The sequence below is a fragment of the Planctomicrobium stercoris genome (assembly GCF_051465655.1).
Taxonomy (GTDB): domain Bacteria; phylum Planctomycetota; class Planctomycetia; order Planctomycetales; family Planctomycetaceae; genus Planctomicrobium.
Genome location: NZ_CP195791.1, coordinates 3065590 through 3086710 on the forward strand (window position 1 = coordinate 3065590; position 21121 = coordinate 3086710).

The 21121-nt window shown below is 55.9% G+C and carries 14 protein-coding genes; 7 read left to right on the forward strand and 7 right to left on the reverse strand.

What is annotated here, in order from left to right:
- Positions 1-654: 654 nt before the first annotated feature.
- Genes kdpF through SH661x_RS12620 form a run of 6 tightly spaced genes read left to right on the forward strand, consistent with a single transcriptional unit; the run spans position 655 to position 8582 of the window.
- Positions 655-747, forward strand: a complete 93-nt coding sequence (kdpF, locus tag SH661x_RS12595; RefSeq protein ID WP_437221876.1) for a K(+)-transporting ATPase subunit F — start codon at positions 655-657, stop codon at positions 745-747.
- Positions 744-2492, forward strand: coding sequence for a potassium-transporting ATPase subunit KdpA (gene kdpA / locus SH661x_RS12600; RefSeq protein ID WP_437221879.1), 1749 nt, complete (start codon positions 744-746; stop codon positions 2490-2492). The genes kdpF and kdpA overlap by 4 nt, the downstream gene beginning before the upstream one ends.
- 10 nt (positions 2493-2502) lie before the next feature.
- Entirely contained in the window at positions 2503-4566 is a 2064-nt protein-coding gene (kdpB, locus tag SH661x_RS12605; protein WP_437221881.1) for a potassium-transporting ATPase subunit KdpB, read from the forward strand.
- Between the two features lie 41 nt (positions 4567-4607).
- Complete coding sequence (gene kdpC / locus SH661x_RS12610) at positions 4608-5183, forward strand: potassium-transporting ATPase subunit KdpC (RefSeq protein WP_437221884.1); 576 nt, start codon at positions 4608-4610, stop codon at positions 5181-5183.
- An 18-nt stretch (positions 5184-5201) separates the two neighbouring features.
- On the forward strand, positions 5202-7883 hold the full coding sequence (locus SH661x_RS12615; RefSeq protein WP_437221887.1) for a DUF4118 domain-containing protein: 2682 nt from the start codon (positions 5202-5204) through the stop codon (positions 7881-7883).
- A 9-nt stretch (positions 7884-7892) separates the two neighbouring features.
- Complete coding sequence (locus tag SH661x_RS12620) at positions 7893-8582, forward strand: response regulator (protein ID WP_437221889.1); 690 nt, start codon at positions 7893-7895, stop codon at positions 8580-8582.
- A 94-nt stretch (positions 8583-8676) separates the two neighbouring features.
- Here the strand turns inward: SH661x_RS12620 and SH661x_RS12625 are convergent, their stop codons facing one another.
- The 6 genes from SH661x_RS12625 to SH661x_RS12650 form a co-directional block, all read right to left on the reverse strand.
- Positions 8677-9264 (reverse strand): DJ-1/PfpI family protein, encoded by a 588-nt coding sequence (locus SH661x_RS12625; RefSeq protein ID WP_437221891.1) that lies wholly within the window; start codon positions 9262-9264, stop codon positions 8677-8679.
- 11 nt (positions 9265-9275) lie between these two features.
- The gene (locus SH661x_RS12630; RefSeq protein WP_437221893.1) at positions 9276-10220 is read right to left on the reverse strand and encodes a sugar phosphate isomerase/epimerase family protein; all 945 of its coding nucleotides are present in this window, start codon (positions 10218-10220) and stop codon (positions 9276-9278) included.
- Between the two features lie 81 nt (positions 10221-10301).
- Entirely contained in the window at positions 10302-13286 is a 2985-nt protein-coding gene (locus SH661x_RS12635; RefSeq protein WP_437221896.1) for a PVC-type heme-binding CxxCH protein, read from the reverse strand.
- A gap of 3 nt (positions 13287-13289) precedes the next feature.
- On the reverse strand, positions 13290-14198 hold the full coding sequence (locus tag SH661x_RS12640; protein WP_437221898.1) for an alpha/beta hydrolase fold domain-containing protein: 909 nt from the start codon (positions 14196-14198) through the stop codon (positions 13290-13292).
- A complete protein-coding gene (locus SH661x_RS12645; protein WP_437221900.1) occupies positions 14195-14590 on the reverse strand; it encodes a hypothetical protein in 396 nt (131 codons plus the stop codon). Before SH661x_RS12645 ends, SH661x_RS12640 begins: the two co-directional genes overlap by 4 nt.
- A 354-nt stretch (positions 14591-14944) precedes the next feature.
- Positions 14945-15994, reverse strand: coding sequence for a DUF1559 domain-containing protein (locus SH661x_RS12650; protein WP_437221902.1), 1050 nt, complete (start codon positions 15992-15994; stop codon positions 14945-14947).
- Positions 15995-16828: 834 nt separating this feature from the next.
- On the opposite strand from SH661x_RS12650, the gene SH661x_RS12655 reads away from it, so the two are divergent.
- Positions 16829-17893, forward strand: a complete 1065-nt coding sequence (locus tag SH661x_RS12655; protein ID WP_437221904.1) for a LacI family DNA-binding transcriptional regulator — start codon at positions 16829-16831, stop codon at positions 17891-17893.
- A gap of 35 nt (positions 17894-17928) precedes the next feature.
- Here SH661x_RS12655 and SH661x_RS12660 read toward each other — a convergent pair whose 3' ends face one another.
- Positions 17929-20895, reverse strand: coding sequence for a protein kinase domain-containing protein (locus tag SH661x_RS12660; protein ID WP_437221906.1), 2967 nt, complete (start codon positions 20893-20895; stop codon positions 17929-17931).
- Between the last annotated feature and the right edge of the window lie 226 nt (positions 20896-21121).

Sequence of the window (21121 nt, forward strand, 5' to 3'; positions counted from 1 at the left end):
GAATGGCGGCAACTGCTCCTGTTCGCCACCGATTCTATCAACGAGTTGGTCTGACCGCTGGCATTCTCATCTGAATTGGGAATGAACGACTCGTGATTCACTCCGCCTTGAGCGAATCTCACGAACGTGTGGCGTTCCGGCGGCGATCAACACAGCTTTCGAACGACAAATCTCCCCGAATCGCCGCCACACTCCCCTGAGACAGGGGCTTGAGATTGCACCGGCCTGAAGGGAAAGGGCATTTCACGTCAGACGGAATGTTCGCGCGATCTTGTGCGAGTCCGTGGTCAGAGTCGCTCTGGGTGCTAACGGACTCTCCCCCTCAGAACTCAACTCAAGCTTCAGTGTTCACTGCATTCAAGCAGCCGTATGGCGAAGCAAAGCGGGCCCTCTCCGCTGCGGCACCGAGGGCTCTCTTGACCCTCACTCGTCGGTCTGCGGGAACGATCGGCACGTGCGTCTTGATAAAAATTTGATATCCCCAAATTCATTCTTAACCCCTTTTTGATGTCCTCGCTGATCTAATTCTTTCACGAAGTTCACCTTTGAAGGAATTGACATGGACATCATCTGGTTGGGGGCGGGAACAGCATTCTTTGCTGTTTCCTGCGGTCTGGTTCGCTTCTTCGCACTCCTGAAAGTGGAGGATTAAACATGGACTGGCCTACGGTTCTTTCGCTCGTCGTTGCAGGTGGTCTGGCGATTTACCTCATTGTCGCTCTTCTGGCTCCGGAGAAGTTTTCATGACGGGAAACACATTCATCCAAACGGCTCTCTTTCTGGGAGTTCTGCTGGCCTGTGCCAAACCGTTGGGTTGGTACATGTTCAGAGTCTATACCGGCACAACTCCGTTCCTGGAAAGACCGTTGGGGCTTCTTGAGCGGCTGTTGTATCGACTCTGCAAAATCGATCGCACGGAAGAGATGAGATGGCAGCAGTATTCCATGGCGGTACTCGTCTTCAGCTTCGTCAGCTTTCTGAGCGTCTACTTCGTTCAGAGATGGCAAGCCCCGCTCCCTTTCAACCCCGCACAACTGGGACCTGTCACGGCGGATTCTGCATTCAATACTGCTGTCAGCTTTGCGACGAATACGAACTGGCAGGGCTACAGTGGCGAACTCACCATGAGTTACCTGACACAGATGCTGGTCTTAACAGTCCAGAACTTTGTTTCTGCAGCAGTGGGAATGGCGGCGTTGATGGCCCTGATCCGGGGGTTCACCAGGCATTCCTGCCAGACGATCGGCAACTTCTGGGTCGATCTGGTGCGAGGAACGATTTATGTCCTTTTGCCATTGTCGCTGGTTCTGGCCGTTGTTCTCGTCTCTCAGGGGGTAGTTCAATCGATAGGCCCTGCTCCGGAAGTCACACTTTTCGAACCGTTGGTTGACGCGGATGGGAAGACGATTTCCACACAGACAATCGCCATTGGTCCAGCTGCTTCTCAGATCGCCATCAAGCAGCTGGGGACGAATGGAGGCGGATTCTTCAATGCCAACTCGGCTCATCCACTGGAGAATCCAACGCCGCTCTCGAACTTTCTGGAACTTCTGGCGATCCTTCTCATTCCAGCTGCTCTGTGCTTCACGTTTGGGGAGATGGTCGGAAACTCTCGTCAGGGGTGGGCGCTTTTCTCCGCGATGGCGGTGAACTTCATTCCGCTTCTCCTGGCCACGACGTTCGCCGAACAGCACGGAAACCCGGTGCTTACCAATTTCAGCGTTGATCAGGTTGCCTCCGAATCGCAGCCGGGAGGAAACATGGAAGGCAAGGAATCCAGATTCGGAATCGCGAACTCTGCAATCTGGTCCGTCGCGACGACCGCTGCATCGAATGGTTCTGTGAATGCGATGCACGATTCATTTACTCCGCTGGGCGGTCTGATCCCCTTGTGGCTGATGCAGCTGGGGGAAGTCGTCTTCGGAGGAGTCGGTTCCGGTCTCTATGGAATGCTGCTGTTTGCCATTGTAGCGGTGTTTATTGCCGGGCAGATGGTGGGGCGGACTCCAGAGTATCTGGGGAAGAAGATCGGAGCGTTCGAAATGAAGATGGCCTCGCTGGCGATTCTGCTTCCCTGTGCGATGGTCCTGGTCGGGACCGCTGTGGCTGTCGTCATGCCAGCCGGGAGAGCAACGATTTTTAATCCCGGCTCCCATGGTTTCAGCGAAGTTCTCTATGCGTTGTCCTCCGCTGCCAACAACAACGGCAGTGCCTTTGCGGGGCTGGGGGCCAACACACCGTTTTATAACGGCCTCCTGGGACTGGCGATGCTGATCGGTCGATTCTGGGTGATGCTCCCGGTTCTGGCGATTGCTGGTTCGCTCGCAGCTAAAAAGTCGGTCCCTTCTGGTCCGGGAACGCTTCCCACCGACACTCCCCTGTTTGTCATGATGCTGGTTGCTGTCGTGATTGTCGTGGGAGCGTTGAATTTCTTCCCTGCTCTGGCTTTGGGACCGATTGTCGAACACTTTCAGCTTCCAGCGATGAAATAGGACTTGGAAAATGACAAGAATATCCACACAACATGTCCATCAAAATGTGATCGGCGAAGCGATTGTCTCTTCGTTTCAGAAGCTCGATCCCCGTGTCCAGCTTCGAAATCCAGTGATGTTCGCTGTTTATCTGGGAAGCATGCTGACGACGCTGTTCTGGATCAATTCGCTAACGACGTCGGGGGGCGAATCGTCCGGTTTCATTCTGGGAGTTTCGATCTGGCTGTGGTTCACGGTCCTGTTTGCCAATTTTGCGGAAGCCATTGCAGAAGGGCACGGAAAGGCCCAGGCAGCTTCACTGAAGAAGAGTCGATCCACCGTGATTGCACGTCGGGTTGCCTCAGCATCTGATCGTCATGGACAGGACATTTCCGCGACTGAATTGAAGAGGGGAGATTTCGTCATTGTGAAAGCGGGTGAGACGATCCCTGCAGACGGGGAAGTCGTTGAAGGGGTGGCCTCCGTCGACGAAAGTGCCATCACCGGAGAGAGTGCTCCAGTCGTGCGGGAGAGTGGAGGAGACCGCAGTTCTGTCACGGGAGGAACCCGGGTCATCTCCGACTGGCTCATCATTCAGGTGAAAACGATGCCGGGAGAGAGCTTCCTGGACCGCATGATTGCCATGGTGGAAGGGGCCAAGCGGCAGAAAACACCCAACGAGATTGCCCTGGCGATTCTCCTGTCTGCTCTGACTCTGATCTTCCTGCTGGTCGTCGCCACACTGCTTCCCTATTCGATCTACAGCGTCCAAGTCTCCGGGGAAGGGCAGCCGATCAGTCTCACGGTTCTCGTCGCTCTGTTTGTCTGCCTGGCTCCGACCACAATTGGAGCCCTGCTTTCCGCAATCGGGATCGCCGGAATGAATCGCCTCAGCAAGGCGAACGTGATCGCCATGTCGGGTCGAGCGGTCGAAGCGGCAGGCGACGTGGATGTTCTTCTGCTGGACAAGACCGGGACGATTACCCTGGGAAACCGGCAGGCAACCCGGTTTGTGCCCGCTCAGGGAGTTCAGGTCCAGGAACTGGCCGAAGTGGCTCACCTGGCATCCATGGCGGATGAGACGGCGGAGGGCCGGAGCATCGCGGTCCTGGCCAAAAAGCAATTCGGATTACGAGGACGGGAGCTGGAGCAGATCAAGCCTCACTTCGTCCCGTTCTCCGCTCGTACTCGCATGAGCGGTGTCACCATCGATGGATCGGAGATTCGCAAAGGAGCTGCCGAAGCGGTCGAGGTTCATGTCCGGTCACGGGGGGGATTCCTACCGGACGATGTGAAACACAATGTTCAGCAGATTGCCAAAGCGGGCGGAACTCCACTCGTCGTCAGCCGGGATTCAAAAATCCTCGGGGTGATTGAACTCAAGGATATTGTGAAAGGAGGAATCAAGGAACGATTTGCCGAACTGCGGCAGATGGGCATTAAAACCGTCATGATCACGGGAGACAATCCCCTGACGGCCGCGGCCATTGCTGCGGAAGCCGGAGTCGATGACTATCTGGCGGAGGCCACTCCAGAAGCCAAGCTCTCGCTGATTCGTGATTACCAGAAGGGGGGCCGGCTGGTCGCCATGACCGGGGACGGCACCAACGATGCCCCGGCACTGGCTCAGGCGGATGTCGCGGTGGCGATGAACAGCGGGACGCAGGCAGCTAAAGAAGCAGGCAACATGGTCGACCTCGACTCGAATCCCACGAAACTGATCGAGATCGTCAACATTGGCAAGCAGCTCCTGATGACTCGTGGCTCGCTGACCACATTCAGCATCGCCAACGATGTCGCCAAGTATTTTGCGATTCTGCCGGCTGCGTTTGCCGCCACGTATCCTGCACTGAAGGCTCTGGACCTGATGCGACTCTCCTCTCCAACCAGTGCCATTCTATCGGCGGTCATCTTCAATGCCCTGATCATTATTGCCCTGGTGCCCCTGGCATTGAACGGGGTGGCCTATCGTCCCGTCGGGGCGACTCAATTGCTACGGAACAATCTGCTGATCTACGGACTTGGCGGGCTGATCGTCCCCTTTATCGGAATCAAAATGATCGACCTGCTGCTGTCGGCAGTGGGCCTGTCCTGATTCACTGTTTGAGTACATCCTGGAATCACAGAGGAAACAACATGCTCCAACAATTACGATCTGCGACTCTCCTTCTCATCGCACTGACAGCACTGACAGGTGGAGTCTATCCGCTGGTGGCCACGGTCGTGGCTCAAACCGTGTTTCCCCATCAGGCAAACGGCAGCCTGCAGAAGCATGGACAGAAAATCGTGGGTTCCGAGTTGATCGGCCAACAATTCACTCGTCCCGAATACTTCTGGGGACGACTCTCAGCGACCTCTCCCGTCCCTTACAATGCAGCTGCCTCCAGTGGTTCAAACTACGGTCCTCTGCATCCAAGCCTGAAACAGGCAGCAGAATCCCGAATTTCAGAACTGCAAAAATGGACAACAGCAACATCAAAAATTCCCGTTGATCTCGTGACCGCATCCGGAAGCGGACTCGATCCTCACATTTCTGTCGCTGCTGCCGAGTTTCAGGTCCCACGCATCGCTCCGTTGCGGAACATGACCGAAGAGCAACTGCGGGAAATGATCCACCAGCATACCGCAGGGCGACAATTCGGTATTCTGGGTGAACCGAGAGTCCACGTCCTGCAGTTGAATCTGGCCCTGGATCAGCCTCCAACGAAGTAACGATTTCAGATGCCGGACATGCGTCCCAATCCCGATCACATCCTGACACAGGTTCAGGCAGCGGAAGCCGAAGAAAAACGAGGTTCGCTTCGTATTTTTTTCGGTTACGCTGCCGGTGTCGGCAAGACCTACTCCATGCTCCAGGCCGCCCGGCAGGCAAAGCACGAAGGCCGGGATGTGGTGATCGGATACATCGAACCACATGGAAGAGCTGATACCGAGGCCCTGCTGGAAGGATTCGAGGCCCTCCCCCTGTTGGAGATCCCGTATCGAGGAGTGCCTCTCAAAGAGTTCCATGTCGATGCCGCACTCGCTCGTCATCCGGACCTGATTCTGGTCGATGAACTCGCCCATACCAACGCAGCGGGCTGTCGACATGAAAAACGCTGGCAGGACATTGAGGAACTTCTGAATGCAGGGGTTGACGTCTGGACGACGCTGAATGTGCAGCACATTGAGAGCCTGAATGATGTGATCGGCCAGATCACGGGAGTCATCGTTCGGGAAACGATTCCTGATGGCGTCTTCGAGAAAGCCGATGTTCTCGAATTGATCGACATCACCCCGGAAGAGCTGCTCGCCCGTCTCAAGGGGGGAAAGGTGTATGTGTCCGAGCAGGCTGATCGGGCTCTTCAGAGTTTCTTTCAGAAATCGAACCTCACGGCATTGCGGGAGTTGTCACTCCGTCAGGCTGCCGACCGGATTCACGATGACGTGGAAGCGGGACGCCGCGCGAAAGCGGCTGTCCAATCATGGGCGACAGTCGATCGGTTGCTGGTCTGCATCGGCCCCAGTCCGACGACAGCACGAGTGATCCGGATTGCCAAACGGATGGCAACGGCACTCCACGCTTCGTGGATCGCGGTCTCTGTCGATCTCACAGGAGAAGAATCGAGCCACGCCGCCCGACAGCAGATCGCTCAACATTTTCGGCTTGCGGAACGGTTGGGGGCAGAGACGCTGACACTGGCAGGCCAGAGCGTGACGGAAACGATTCTCGACTTCGCACGTTCCCGGAATGTCACCAAAATTCTCGTCGGAAAGACGAAGCAACCACGCTGGCGACGATTCCTCTTTGGAACGGTCGTCGATGATCTTCTCGAACAGAGCGGAGAGATTGACGTCTATGTCATCCACGGAAAGGAAGACATTCAACCCTCCACGCCGGTCAAATCTCCTGGCGCTCATCTCAATCGAAGTTCATATCTGAAGGCGACTGTGGCCATCATGGTGGCGGCAGGCCTGGCTGCGGGGCTGCGATCCCTGCGGATTGCGGATGCAGAAGCGAACACGGTGATGATCTTTCTCGCAGGAGTGGCATGGGCAGCCTTTCGTGATGGTCAAGGTCCCGCCGTTCTGAGCAGCATTCTTGCGGTTCTGACCTTCGATTTCCTCTTTGTCCCGCCCCTGTATACGTTTGCCACTGCCGATGCTCAGTATGCAGTCACCTTCGCCGTCATGTTGATGATCGGACTGGGGATCAGCACACTCACTTCTCGTCTGCGGGCACAGATCGAGAGCGCACGCCGGCGTGAACGAAGAACGTCGGCATTGTTCGAACTGGGCAAACAACTCAGTTCGCTCTCCGGGAGAGTCTTTCTGGTCAATGCCGCCGGGAGCAAATTAAGCGAACTCACCAGTGGAGAAATCGCCATCTACCTGTCTTCTCGATCAGGCCCGGCGGAACTGATCTTTGGAAATGAATCAACCATCGCGAGCCATCCTGTCAGTCTGCCGACGGCACAATGGGTGATCGATCATGACCAGATTGCCGGGGCGGGGACAGACACATTGCCTAACGCATTAGCGGTCTTCTTCCCAATGATCGGTTCACAGAGATCGTTAGGCGCGGTTGGCATACGAACCAGTGAGATGCAGACATTACTGGAACCCGATCAACGTCGCTTTATCGAAGCCTGTGTCAATCAGCTCGCTCTCTCACTGGAACGGGATCAACTGGCCATCGCTGCCGCAGAGGCCCATATTCAAGCGGAAACGGAGCAGGTTCGTAACAGTCTGCTGAGCAGCGTTTCGCATGACCTGAAAACTCCGCTGGCTGCGATTGCAGGGGCCAGCAGCAGTCTGCTGCAAAGTTCGAATCTTGATGAAGCGATTCGCTGCCAGTTGCTGGAGTCGATCAATGAAGAAGCGAAGCGGCTGGACAGGCTTCTGGAAAACATTCTTCAGATGTCGAAGCTGGACGCGGGGGCCGCAACTCCCCACTTGCAATGGCACCTGCTGGAAGAGATTGTCGGCAGTGCCCTTCGTCGCACACAACAAGAGCTCCACCAGCATCCGGTCCAGCTAAACATCCCGGACGATCTTCCTTTGATCTTTGTCGATGGTCTGCTGCTGGAACAGGTCTTTGTCAATCTCCTGGAAAACGAAGCCCGGCACACCCCTGCTGGAACAGGCATTCACATCAGTGCAGTTCCGGAAAACGACGTGATTCGAATCAGCGTGTCCGACACCGGTCCGGGAATCCCCGCCGGTGCCGAAGAGAAAATCTTCAACCGGTTCTATCGCGCGTTCCCCGCAGCAGACAGCGGTCGGGGGAGCGGACTGGGGCTGGCAATCTGTCGTGCAATCATCACATCCCATGGGGGGACGATCACCGCTGCGAGTGTTCCGGAAAGCGGTGCGGAGTTCATCATTCGACTTCCGCTCAGGAAGGATGCTCCTCGGATTCAAGTCGAGTAGAATCGGCACATGGCAGGCGATCACCACATACTGATCATCGAAGACGAACCGCCGATCCGGCGGTTTCTGCGGGCATCTCTGTCCAGCGAAGGCTATCTGATCACAGAAGCGACCTCGGGACAGGAAGGTCTGAAAAAAGCAGTCAGCCAGCCTCCTGATGTCGTGATTCTCGATCTCGGATTACCAGATCTGGATGGGCAGGAAGTGCTCGAACGCCTGCGGGAATGGTGTTTCGCTCCCATCATCGTGCTGTCCGCCCGGGATCAGGAATCGCAAAAGATTCAGGCACTTGATCACGGAGCAGATGATTATCTCACCAAGCCGTTTGGGCTGGGTGAACTGCTGGCCCGGATTCGAACAGCCTTAAGACATGTCCACCGCAACAGCAAAGAGTCGACCGTCATGACGGTGGGCGATTTGCGGGTCGACCTGACTTCCCGGTTGGTGTTCCGAAACAACAGCGAAGTCCATTTGACTCCGCTGGAGTATAAACTGTTCGTGACCATGCTGAGGCATCAGGGAAAAGTCCTGACACACCGGTTCCTGTTGCGGGAAGTCTGGGGACCTCAGGACTCACATGAGAATCACTATCTGCGGGTCTTCGTGAACAGCCTCCGAAAGAAGCTGGAACAGGACTCCGCGCGCCCACGTTACATTCTCACCGAACAGGGAATCGGTTACCGGTTCGCTCCCGAGTAAGGTCAGTGGAGGGAACGCCGTACGTGATGATTGCCCATCATTGTGTCCTCCTTGACGGAAGACACAATGAATCAACTTCAATCTCCACGGAAAATCAATTTCGCACTTGCTCCAGTTCGACCGTAGACTGCAGCAATTCGATAAATTTCGGCATGAACAGTGAATAATTGTGCCAGGTACGGGCGCTGATCAGATTGCCGTCCACACAACAGGGCTCGTCGACATAGATTCCACCAAACTGTGTCACGTCGAGTTCACACTTACGCACCGTGGTCGCAGACCGGCCGACGAGGCAGCCCGCTGCCGCGGCAATCTCGACCCCATGACAGACCATGGCAACCGGTTTATTTGCATCGAAGAAGTGTCGGGTGATCCGGAGCAGGTCCAGGTCGTAACGCAAGTATTCCGGAGCACGGCCTCCGCTCAGGAACAGCCCGGCGTAGTCTTCGGGATTCACGTCGCGAAATGCGACTTCCGCCTTGACGTGATATGCCGGCTGCTCGCGAGTGATGTCCCAGGGGATTCCTTCGCCCGGGGGAATTTCGTGCATGACGCCGTTGTAGAGTCGAGCTTCCGGGCCCGCCACAACAACGTCAAAGCCATCTTCGCCAAGTCGAAAAAAGGGATACAGCGTATCCATGACTTCTGTCGCGTCTCCAATAGGCAGCAGTACTTGATGCATTTTTTAAGTCCTTAGTCGTTCTTTTGTGGGCGTGAAATGCCTGCCTGTGCGAACGCGGCAGACATATTCGTATAACACTGGCTGACAGCCGCTTCCGGATCGTAGTCTGGCCGGGACGAAACTTGGCCACTCACTTCGCAGCTGATGTCGCCCCGGTAGTTGCCTCGCTGCAACAGTGTGAGCAGATGGGGATAGTCGATACGCCCTCCTTCGCCTGGCAAGACGAAGCGAGTGCCATTCCCGGCAGGAACGACGTCTTTGACAGCAACATGAGCGATCCAGGGGAGAGCCTGACTGACCGTCCCTTCCAGCGTCATGTCGCGCAAGTCGTAGTGGGAATAGTCGAAACACATTCTCAGATTTTTCGGGCGGTTGAGAGTCTCGATGATCCAGACTGCCTCATCAGGGCGACTGACCGTACTTCCCCGATGCGGCTTGAACGCGATGAGCAGATCGACAGAATCCGCCACCTTGACCCATTCACCGAGCTCTTCAGCATACTGCTGCAGGATCTCTGGTGAAGACCGCTGACCATGCAGCACGGTTTGCATGATTGGCGGACTTTCGGGGGTCAGGTCGTGTGCGAGTTCAGCCGCGCGTTTGATTCGCTCGAGTCTGTCGCTCAGGTCTTCTCCCTTCTTTTGCACATGCAGGTCCTCCATGAGTGCGGTCAATCTAAGAGGGCTCTGTTTCAGTCGTTCCCGGATTCGTTTGCGTCGGCCGGCATCCACCTTGACAGGATCCAGATCCCAGTCAGGCCAGATGGTGAGTTCAATTGAATCAAAGCCTGTGTTTTCGATCAGGTCGATCGCTTTTTCCGTTGTGAACGATTTGAGTCCATAGGTGCTGCATCCAAGTGTCATCCCCGGCTGCGACTCTGCGGACATAGCTGGAGTGAACAGGGGGGGCAACAGTCCGACAGCCAGCGTCCCTGTAAGAAATTCGCGTCGGTTCATTTCGATTCCTTACGTTGTTGAGGGGAACATTCTTCGAGGAAAAGTCACTTAGGTGAACTCAGTATCCAATGCAGGTTTGATTTATGGTGCGCCGTCCGACATCAGATAAGAGAACAGATTTCGAATCTCGTCGGGACTCAATCCTTTCAGCAGGTCTTCAGGCATTAAAGAAGTGGAAAGCATTTTGATCTCTTCAATTTCTTCACGACGGAAATGGAGTTCCTCATCACGAGTGCGTACAGTGACGGCACGTTCATTTGACGCCGTGATACATCCGGTCACCACGCGTCCGTCCTCCAGCGCGAGAATGCTCATCCGGTAATCGGCGGGCACCGTGGCATTTGGGTCGATGATATTCAACAACAGATAGTCGAGGTTTTTACGCTGGGCGCCCGTCAAGTCGGGGGCCACCGTTCGACCTTCATTAAAGAGTTTGTGGCATGTTGCACATTTCTCCTGGAACAGTCGGCGTCCCTGTTTGTCATCGGCTCCATGCAGAGTGTCAGGACGGAGTTGCTGCTTCAGTTCGGCAATCAGGCGACGCCGCTCCTGAGAAGTGGAGCCAACCGATCCCCAGACCTTCGTAAGTCGCTCTAGCAGCGACTCATTGCGCAGGGCCGCGATTTGAGCGGCCTGCCGGGAAGAAATGTCGCGAGAAGAAATCCCTCCCGCTTCGACCGCGTTCAACAGGCTGCCTGCCGAGCCGACCCGGGCAATTAACGCATCGATGCACAACTCCTGATCAGCGGGGGAGAAATATCTGTATTTCTCCAGAAGCACCTTCATCAGCTCAGGATCATCCACTCTCGTCGCCGCGAGCAATGCTTGTGAGACGAGCTGATGATCATTGATCAATTGAGTCAGATGGCGGGCCAGGCTGGGTGGATGCCGCGCGACAAGTCCGGCAAAAGCTTCGCGGCGGAGATCGTCATCAACATTGGGATCATGGATCAGAAGACCAATGGATTCGACCAGCGGTTCCTCTCCCAGGATCATCGCGGTCGTAATAGCAGCGCGACGCACACGCGGATCGTCGTGCTCAGTCCAGCGGGTCAGTGCGCGCTGCAAATTTCCAAGCTGAACACGCGGCCGCGTTCGTACGATCGACTCGTTGACTCCGGTCAGTAGGTCCAGGAAATGTTCGGGAGTTTTCGACCTTTCCATGCTGGTAAACAGCTGGTCGACGACCTGCGGCGAATTCTCGATTTCATCTGCAATTCGTCGAGCAATAAAACGTCGCAACCGGGACGGAATCGGGGATTCGGCCAGTTGCAGACCACGTTTGGGATCACAGGCAACGGCCGGTTCCAGCGAGTACCAGATGAGTCTTTCGAGATTGGCTTCACTGACTGCCGCATGGTTCGTCAACAGCGGGATGAGGATTTGCCATCGCTCGGAAGGGGGCAGGCGACGTCCAGCTGAGGCTAGTTCCCTCCGCACTAACCACGAGGAATCGGTTTTAGCCAGCATGGCAAAAGTGGGCAGGCAGCCCTCTTGGATCTGAGGGCCATCGCTCAAGAGTCGGATCGCCCATGCCCGGACCTGTTCATCCTGGCTCTGCAACTGCTGGAGCAGCCAGTCCGAAGTCGCCCCTTCTGTGGCAAAAATCGCCCAGATTGCCCGGAGCCGATGCCTGACATCACCCGCACTCGTGGCCAGTTCCCGCAACTGCTCGTGGGCCTGCTGCATCGATTCCCCCGCAACGCTGCGTTCCTGCAGCAACTGTCGGCTCTGCCGGACGAACCAGTCATTCGGATGCGTCTGGAATGAGACAAGCTCGGAAATCGTCATGGCAGCGAGGTCGACCTGAATCTGCCGCGGCGCTCCCCGGCTGACCTTGTAGATTCTGCCGCTGGTCCGGTGGATGCCGTCGCGATCATGGCATTCCCCCAGATCAGACCAGTCAGTGATGAAGGTGTCGCCATCCGGTCCATATTCCATCGACACAGCTCGGAACCAGGAATCCTGGCTGCGGAGGAAGTCCCCTTCATGCTGTGCGATCCGCCGTCCGATCGCGTCTGTCGCAATCCGGTCCTGATTAATGCGGCGTCCGTGAATATTGCTGATGAGCGCGCGGCCGCGATATTGCTGCGGCCACCGATCACCGAGATAGATCATCAAATCACAGTGCGCATGTCCCCCGCCGAAGGGATCGTTCCCATGGACCGGCTGGTCAGCCTTCTCGCCGCTGCGGTCATCCCAGTGCAAGTGGTCGCTGGAGGCTTCCATCAGTTCGTAAGTGTAGGGATTCGGGTGTTCGTTCGAACCCCTGCGGCGAGTGTTGCGGGCCCCCGGAATGAGATTCCAGAAGTGGTCGACGACACTTGAGCTGAAGAATCCTTCGCCGTAATCGTCAAAATCAAGCCCCCAGGGATTGACCGTCCCGTCCGCAACGACCTCGAATGTCTGCCGGACTGGGTGATATCGCCAGATGCAGCAACTCAGTGGAACGCGCTCGTCAGCAGGTTGTCCTGGGCGTCCGACAAGTGAAGGCTGCTTGATGCCATGCCGACCATAAAGCCATCCATCCGGACCCCAGGTCAGGCCATTGACGGAGTTGTGTTCGGCTTCAAGAGTAAATCCATCAAGCCGCACTTCCGGAGAGCCATCCGGCCGATCGTCCCCGTCCCGATCAGGAATCCAGGAGATGTTGGGGGCAGCGGCAATCCAGACTCCACCAAAGCCCAGTGCGAGTCCAAACAGCCGGTTGAGGCCTTCTTGAAATACCGTGCGAGTTTCCAGGGTCCCATCGCCGTCACGGTCTTCGAAGATCAGGATGCGGTCGCTTTGCTCGTCAGTGAAAGTCGAGCCGTTGTATGAATAACTTTCGGCAACCCAGAGCCGGCCACGAGCGTCGAATGCGATGGCGATCGGCTGCCGTACGTCCGGCTCCGACGCAGCAAGAGTGACCTGAAACCCGGGTGGCACACGCAGCATCTCCAGCGATTGACGGGCGGATGGCGGCTCCTGCCCCGCTGCCTGAGTGTTGACCGGCTGCCAGGTGTCATGCGCCTGAAGTCCGGAGACCAGCAGGATGACGATCGTGAAACTCAAGTGGATTTTCATAAATCAATTCAGCAGTTTCGCCATCAGGAAGTCGGCTGACGTGTTGAATTCCTTCGGTTGGGACGTTCCGGGAATCAGCAGATAACATTCGTGTCCGACGCGATCTGACTGCTCTTTCATCTTCACGCCGAAAATGCCGTGATGGATCGCATGAGTGACGTCCTTCGGAGGCAGCGTCATATCTTTGTCGAATGACATGAACAGCGGCGGGTCATGGCCATCGACGTGGTTGATCGGAGAGAACTCAAGGTAAAATGGAAGGTGTTTGTCGTAGTGTGCCAATGCTGATTCGATCGTCGATTCTCCGACCGAACTGCTGAGCATGTAATGCCTGAGCACGATCGGACCGAGCCATTCTTCAGCAATCCTGGGATCGATCGATGTCTGGCCGGCTGATGCAGCGGCGGCAGTGACACGTGTCGATTCACGGAGCACGGGATCAGCGGAGTGCGGGTCGGCGAGGTCATCATGCAGGAGCAGCCACATCGCGGTACACGCCCCCGCACTGCCACCGTTGAGCCCGATGCGATCCTTGTTGATATTCCACTCCACGGCCTTCGATCGGAGGAACTGAACCGCCCGGGCGGCGTCATGAACCGGGGCGGGAAGCGCAGCGTCCCCACTCAGACGGTAGTTGATCGAAGCAACAGAGATCCCCTTGTTCAGAAATGGGGGAATCCATTTCCCGTTCAGATCCTTCTTGTCGCCATGTGCCCAGCCTCCACCGTGAATATAGACAAGCAAAGGTCGCGGACCGTCACCGCTCGCCTGCCAGAAGTCCAGAGTGTTTCGTTGATGTGGACCGTAAGCGACGTCGGAATGTGTCGGCTGAATCTCCTGAACCGTCTCTCCGGCACAGACGCTGCCCAGGTTCAGTATCAGAAGGGTGGCGATTATCAGTGAATGATTCATGGTGTCGACTTCTTCTCCTTGCCCTTTCCGGCATTTTTCTCGGGGGTCTCAGGGAGTTGAAAATCAATGGTGTTCTTCCCGAGTTCTACCGTGGCCGTCAGGTCTTCGTAGAAGACCCCGTTGTGCTCGATCATCACTTTCTTCGTGCCGGGGACAGCCCCTTTTCGATCCGATCCATACCTCAGCGTGTACATCCCAGATTCGTCGGTCTGTCCGTAGGCAGGGCCATCCGCCTCGCCGCCGGATGAAGAATTGAAGATCACTCCAGCGCCGACCACGGGCTTTCCATTCAGCGTGACCTTCCCGGTCACTTTCCCGAGTGCCGGTCCACGGGAGCCGCAACCGGACAGAACCAGGGAGGCCAGTGCAGCCAGACAATGTCGACGTTGCATTTCACGCCCTTGAGCAAAGATGTGATCACATTGACCGAATACCGCCGCCGGGCGGCAGAAAAAAACGACTGCCTCAATACGATGTCGTCTGATTCATGCCGGACACCCTGCGCACATCGGATTGATGCACGCAGAGATCCCGACTGGTCGACTGAGCCCCTGTCTCCGGGGAGTGCGGCAATTCAGGGAGATTTGTCGTTCGAAAGCTGTGTTGATCGCCGCCGGAACGCCGCGCTTTCGTGAGATTCGCTTTAGAGCGGTTTTGCAAATAATCTATTACGTTCCGCAGGCGATCATATGGACTTTCATGCGGTGAAAGTCCTGGATCGCCTGCACATGATAGACCAAACTGGTCTAGAATTCGCCGACAACCTGACCGTCGTCACGAACCAGCAGTCGTTCCCAGGTACTGTCGATGTTCGCGTCGATACGCTGATTGATGGTCTCTGAAATGAATCGGACTGAACCGTCGGCCAGAAGAGCATGAACCCCACCAGTATGAAAGCTGGCGTAGCCGCGCATGCAGTCCAGCAGACTGCTGGGTTGAACCGCATCACCGCTCCCGGTCGGTACATTGATGGGCGCCGCACCACGTGCAAACGTTGCTTCCACACCAGGCGTCCCGTTGGCCAGAGTGGCTGTAATACCTCCAGCCACCCCTTTTGTGACCAGGGCTGTTCCAGCACCACATGATCCACCAGAGCGGTTATAGAAACTCCGCTCACCCAGAAGAACCGTATTCGAGCTCCCATCGGTGATGTCGCGGATGTTTAACCGGCTGCGATGAGCAAACATCCCGGAGAATCGCACAGAATCGGCCCCCGTGGCAGTCCCGTCCTGACATGCCCAATGACCGCAATTCCCGACGTAATTCGACGTGGTGACAGAATACCTCGCATCATCTGAAGCGTACGGACTGAAATAAAGATAATTCGGACTCGAGAGACTTGTGTACCAGGCTCCCCAATGAAAGTCGTTGACTGGCGGACCCGAGTCCGAGGGGCAGCGGAAGACGGAAAGTGGTGTCTGAAAGGCGGTCAGGTTCGCAGCCAGCGACTGTTCGGCCTTCTGAGTGTTGACATTCAACGTGTTGTAGAGAGACGACCGCTCGATTTGAGGCAGAATGAAAGCGCCCCAGGCCCAGATCGCATGAGTGGCGGTTGTCGCAGTGTTCAGGCACCCCGGGGGAAAAAGATTGAACGTATCGTGATAGTTATGAATCGCCAGGCCGAGTTGTTTCAGGTTGTTCTTGCACTGACTGCGACGGGCTGCTTCCCGGGCCTGCTGCACGGCAGGCAGGAGCAGCGCGATCAGGACCGCGATAATCGCGATCACCACCAGCAGTTCGATGAGAGTAAAAGCACGACGCATGGGAGATCGACGAGACTGACACGACTTTGGCATCTCAGGCCTCCAAAAGAGAAAAAACTCAGATCAGAACAAGATTCAAGTTGACGTGAGATCAAGAGCCGAACGCGTTTTCCGCGCGGGTCGATCAGCAGCCAGGACATGCCCGAACGTTGACGGCTCAGAAACGTCCGAACGAAACGTTCTCACAAGGGAAAAAGCTCGAGGCCAGATCGAGTGAATCATCAAGATGTCGAAAGGAGCGGCATCTTTCGTTATGTGTGCAACTGAGGGCGATCTTACGCATCGCCATTCAGCCATGCAACTATTTTGCCCTATATTTGCAAAAGTTTCGTCGATTTTTACCGGAGCACGCGCCATCCATGTCCGTGGGTATTCTGAGTCTCAGCTCGTTTTGCGTACCGTTTCGTCCACCTTCCTCGCGGCCGACAATGATCCTGCTTTTCGGTTGAGCCCTCATTCAACGCAGGTTGTGAATTGAGTGTAACGTGTTATCCAGTAGGTGGTAGGGATGAATCGAGAGAGTCAAGGAAAGTCTGTACAGTACCAAGGGCCGTGAGGGGGAGAAGTGCAGTTCAGTCCCGCGATTCGGTGAATTGTCCGTTGGAAACGTCAAAGACTCGCGGTCTTCCAGCGGAACCATTGTGACTGCGTCGGAACGCACTCAGAGTGGAAGCCCCTGTTGTAGTGCAAAAATTTGCATTGGATTCGGAGTGGATTGTGCTAGGATGGCCACACGCAGGAATGGCGAGAGCGTGATCAACGTCAGGATTCGACTCGGCGAGTTGCATGACCGATGCGGGTGACGAGTTTTCGCCAGCGGTCAGTGTCCAGACTTGAAATTACAGACACTCTAGAGAAAGTCGATCCATGAAAGTCACGATGCGAGAACTCGCCGATGCGGCGAATGTCTCGATCAGCACAGTCAGTCGAGTGCTGAAGGGGGATCCGGCGATCAGCGTTCAGCGCGCCGAGCAGATTCGGGCTCTCGCGGTCAAAATGAACTACTTCCGACACCAGCCGGCCCCCGGATCGGGTCACCTCGAGCAGGCGTTGCAAGGTAAGGTGGTCGGCATCGTTTCACTGGGAATGGATCGCAGCCTGCTGTCAGTGCCGGCCGTTGCGCAGGCGATTAATGGAGCCGAGGCGGCTCTTTCCGAAGCGGGTGCAAATGTCCTCTTAAGGCATGTGCCGAAGCTGAACGCGTCCACTCCGGCGTTGCTGTCACAGCCGTTGGATGGTGTCATCCTGCTGGGCGCCCTTCAAGGGAATGAGATCGGACGTGAACACAATCAGCTGATCGATCGCTTACGGGACTTACCTTCCGTCTGGCTGCTCGGAAAGCCACTGGGATGCTGGGGAGACTCGGTCTGCTCGCATTCGTATCATGTTGGAGCGAGGGCGGCAGCGTACCTGGTTCGACAGGGCCACCGGCACTTGGCATTTCTCAATCCGAAGCCGGATCATCAGCAGTTCATGATTCGCGAGGACGGCTTCGTCGCCCAGGCTCGGAGGCTGGGAGTCAGCGTGGTCAGCTTATGTCGGGCTCCTGAAGAGGGGTGGCACCTGCCCCTGCAGCCACCGATCAATGAGGCAGCCGTCGGACAACTGATTGATGAACTGTTCTCATTGGATCCGCGACCCACGGCGATTTTTACCGCGGCTGACAGTGTCGCTGCCGTGTTCTATCGCGCGATGGCGACACGGGGGCTGCAGGTGGGAGAGGAGATCAGCGTCATCTCAGCGAATAACGATGAATCGTGGATCGCCGGATTACATCCAAGCCTCACAACGTTCGACATCCATGCCGAGCAGATTGGTCACCTGGCTGTCCAGCAACTGGTCCGCCGCATGCTGCAACCGACGGAGACGCCGGACGTCGAAATTCAACTCGAAGCAACGTTTGTGGAACGCGAGTCTGTCGTCAAGCGTTAGCATCTCTTTCGTTGCGGATGGCAGGACGAGGTTGATTACTCGTCGAGATACTTCTGGATCGGATGGCCATTGACGGTTTTTAACGATTTCATGCCCAGCAAGACTTTTGCATTCTTCCTGGCGATGTCATCTCGGCAATTCAGTTCTTCCAGATGAAGTACGGTCAGCGGAGACAGGTCCAGCCAGAACACCCCATCTTTCAAAGTCAGTCGCTTCAGCTGCGAAAAACCCTGAAGCGGAGTGAGATCGCGTGTTGAATCGGAAATCTCTGCGTTAATATCGCCGCCCGAGAGCTGCAGAGTGACATCAACGACAGCCCCGTCGCTCTCGGTTGATTTCAACTCTCCGATTTTTCCCTCGTTGAGATCTCGAAGTGCACTGGTCACTCTTGTCGTTTGCTCATTCGCTGGCAGACCGGAAACCTCTTCGGCGAAGTTGTGAGCTTTCTTGCGTGCATCATCCAGTGATTTCCAGTAATCGTCGGGTCGTTGACCGAGTGGCCAGGGCCCATTCAGTTTTTGGAGTGGGAATGTTCGCAGCCATGCTTCATTTGGATCATGGGCGAATTGGGGGATATACCAGAGTTGTTTTAATGGCGTATGTTTGATTGGGGTGAGATCTGCAGAAAAGCCATAGTTATACGCGAAAAGGGTGAGCGGCAGTTCTTCGATTGGGGAAAGGTCACGCACCAGAGTCTGGGTGAGATACAGTTCGGCGAGTGGCATTCCTTTCAGGGGGGTGAGATCAATGACTGCCGTGCTCGAACATGCCAGAAGTTTGAGTGGCATCCCCTGAAGTGGAGAGAGGTCGAACACCGGGCTATGAGCAAACCGAAGAGAAGTCAGCTTTAACCCTTTCAATGGTTTCAGGTCGGAAACGCGAGTGAAATCACAGTTCAGCTGAGACAATGGCATGTCCGCGAGCGGAGCAAGATTAACGACCTCTGTATGGGCACACTCCAGCGTTTCGAGTTGCAGCCCTTTCAGAGGAGCCAGGTCCGTGACCGCGGTTCCCATGCAGTTCAAGTGCTTTAATTGTGAACCACGCATCGGGGAGAGGTCGGACACCTTCGAGTAATTCACGTCCAGGCTTTTGAGAGGCATGCCCTGCAGCGGTTTCAAATCTTCAACACTCGACAAGCCGATCTGGATCTCGATCAACTTTAAGCCCTGGAGTGGAGAGATGTCTTTCAGCCCGGTTGGCCGCCACGCGCTCGGAGAGCAGCTGAATTTTCGCAGATCAGAAAATGCCCTGACGGGCCAGATCCGAAATTCGTTCACGTCTGCGATGACTGAGAATTGAGTGACTTTTTCTTCCTCAATGGAATGGGCGGTCTTTGCGCTGACATAGCCTGGATTGATCTCGATCAGCTTCTGATGGACCGACTGAACCTGCTGCTCGGCGGGAAGCGTTGCCACGTGATCGAAAAACGCCTTCTGTTCGGAAGTCGGTTTCCAATTCCGGGGCTGCTCAAGGGAAGACGCAACCGTCATCGCTTCTGGTTGCAGAGACTCTGTTGCCATTGCCGAGTTCTGAATCGACGTTGCTGGCTCGACTTGGACGATCGCGCTTCCACCGTCAGGAACGTTCACCCGGGCGACCTCCTTCCCATTCTTATCCCTGACAATAACCCAAACGCCCGCCAGCAGCATGAGTGCCACAAACGCCGCTCCTCCGGCAATCAGAAAGTTGCGAGGTGGTTTGCTTCTGGTGGGCGAGAGCAGTCTCGTCGACTGTAGTGACGGGTCTGTCCCCGACCCGAACTGGGATATGAACGTGTCGACAAATAAAGAGGGATCTTCTTCCGTGAGCGAGGCTGATCGGTGGGTGGTCACCGCGGACGTGGCGGCTTTTCCTCTTGCGGTGTCACTTCCCGTCCGAGGCTGTCCCTTCTCCAGTTCAGCCGATTCGTTGCGAGCGGGATGCGGATTCAGCGTGGAGGAATGTTTTGAGAAGCAACGTTCGAGTTCCTGAATCACTTCTGTCATCGTCTGAAAGCGATCTTCCGGCCGCTTGGCCACCATTCGATGAAAGATGGAGTTCAGGGCAGACATCTGCTGGAACCAGATGTTGTCGGAGACACCGGGAGGAGGATCCAGGGGCAGCTCTGGAATCGGAGTGGATTGGTGGGCCATCAGACGTTTCATGACGGTATCGCCACCGTAGGGAACTCGTCCGGTCAGGAGAAAGTGTAAAGTGCACCCGAGTGAATAGATGTCGCTTCGGGCATCGGCATGCCTGGTGTCCATTGCCTGTTCGGGAGACATGTAATCCACGGTCCCCATGATGGAACCGGTGCTGGTGAGTCCCGCCTGCTCGGCACCTCCGCCTACGCTGTTATCGAATCGGGCCAGTCCCATATCGAGGACTTTGACGACGCCTGTCCGGTCCAGGAGAAGGTTTGCCGGTTTGATATCGCGGTGGATGACACCTTGCTGATGCGCAAACTCCAGACCGCGGGCCCCCTGGAGGATGTAATTGACTGCCTGTGGAACAGGTAAGGCACCACGACGTTTCACCAGTGAGAGTAAATCACTCCCCTGAACATACTCCATAACCAGAAAGTGAGTACCATTTGCCTCGTCCGCATCGAACGCAAGGACAATATTGGGATGCGTGAGTCTCGCTGCTGCCTGAACCTCCCGCTGAAATCGCTGCACCGCGTCCGGGGTCTTCACCGCCGTTTCCGACATGACTTTGAGTGCCACTAGACGTTGCATTCGTCGATGCCGGGCTTTTAACACCACCCCCATCCCCCCTTGCCCCAGCTTGTCGAGCGTCAGGTAGTTCCCAAGCACCAGCCCTTTCGACTTTCCGGCAAATGCCTGCTGCGCCTGAAACGTCGTGAGCAGTTTCCGTTTGACGAGCAGTTTCAACAGCTGTTGGGCGTCCTGGGGGCGAGACTCTTCAGGAAGTCCATCGATGCAGCTCTTGATTTCGTTGGCCGTCAAGACCCCCGCCGATGATAACTGCTGAGAAACCTGGTCCAATGAAAGTGACAACGGAACCTCCGGTCATTCATGGCGAGAACGCCACAAAAGTGCCCCAACCCCAGTTCGAATCTGTGCGAAGTCATTCGCAAAGAACCAGCTCGCGTCTGATAGGAGACGAAAACCTTTATGCCCCAAGCTTCTGCAACTGAGGAGCAATTATTTTCGACGCAGGGTTCCTTGTCCAGAACGATCGACCTCATTAAGGTCAAAAGTACCCTCGAGAATCGGCGTCAAT

Excerpts from the sequence above, each read along its gene's own strand:
- kdpF (WP_437221876.1), top strand. The coding sequence starts at position 655 with ATGGACTGGCCTACGGTTCTTTCGCTCGTCGTTGCAGGTGGTCTGGCG.
- kdpA (WP_437221879.1), top strand. The coding sequence starts at position 744 with ATGACGGGAAACACATTCATCCAAACGGCTCTCTTTCTGGGAGTTCTG.
- kdpB (WP_437221881.1), top strand. The coding sequence starts at position 2,503 with ATGACAAGAATATCCACACAACATGTCCATCAAAATGTGATCGGCGAA.
- kdpC (WP_437221884.1), top strand. The coding sequence starts at position 4,608 with ATGCTCCAACAATTACGATCTGCGACTCTCCTTCTCATCGCACTGACA.
- SH661x_RS12615 (WP_437221887.1), top strand. The coding sequence starts at position 5,202 with ATGCGTCCCAATCCCGATCACATCCTGACACAGGTTCAGGCAGCGGAA.
- SH661x_RS12620 (WP_437221889.1), top strand. The coding sequence starts at position 7,893 with ATGGCAGGCGATCACCACATACTGATCATCGAAGACGAACCGCCGATC.
- SH661x_RS12625 (WP_437221891.1), bottom strand. The coding sequence starts at position 9,264 with ATGCATCAAGTACTGCTGCCTATTGGAGACGCGACAGAAGTCATGGAT.
- SH661x_RS12630 (WP_437221893.1), bottom strand. The coding sequence starts at position 10,220 with ATGAACCGACGCGAATTTCTTACAGGGACGCTGGCTGTCGGACTGTTG.
- SH661x_RS12635 (WP_437221896.1), bottom strand. The coding sequence starts at position 13,286 with ATGAAAATCCACTTGAGTTTCACGATCGTCATCCTGCTGGTCTCCGGA.
- SH661x_RS12640 (WP_437221898.1), bottom strand. The coding sequence starts at position 14,198 with ATGAATCATTCACTGATAATCGCCACCCTTCTGATACTGAACCTGGGC.
- SH661x_RS12645 (WP_437221900.1), bottom strand. The coding sequence starts at position 14,590 with ATGCAACGTCGACATTGTCTGGCTGCACTGGCCTCCCTGGTTCTGTCC.
- SH661x_RS12650 (WP_437221902.1), bottom strand. The coding sequence starts at position 15,994 with ATGCCAAAGTCGTGTCAGTCTCGTCGATCTCCCATGCGTCGTGCTTTT.
- SH661x_RS12655 (WP_437221904.1), top strand. The coding sequence starts at position 16,829 with ATGAAAGTCACGATGCGAGAACTCGCCGATGCGGCGAATGTCTCGATC.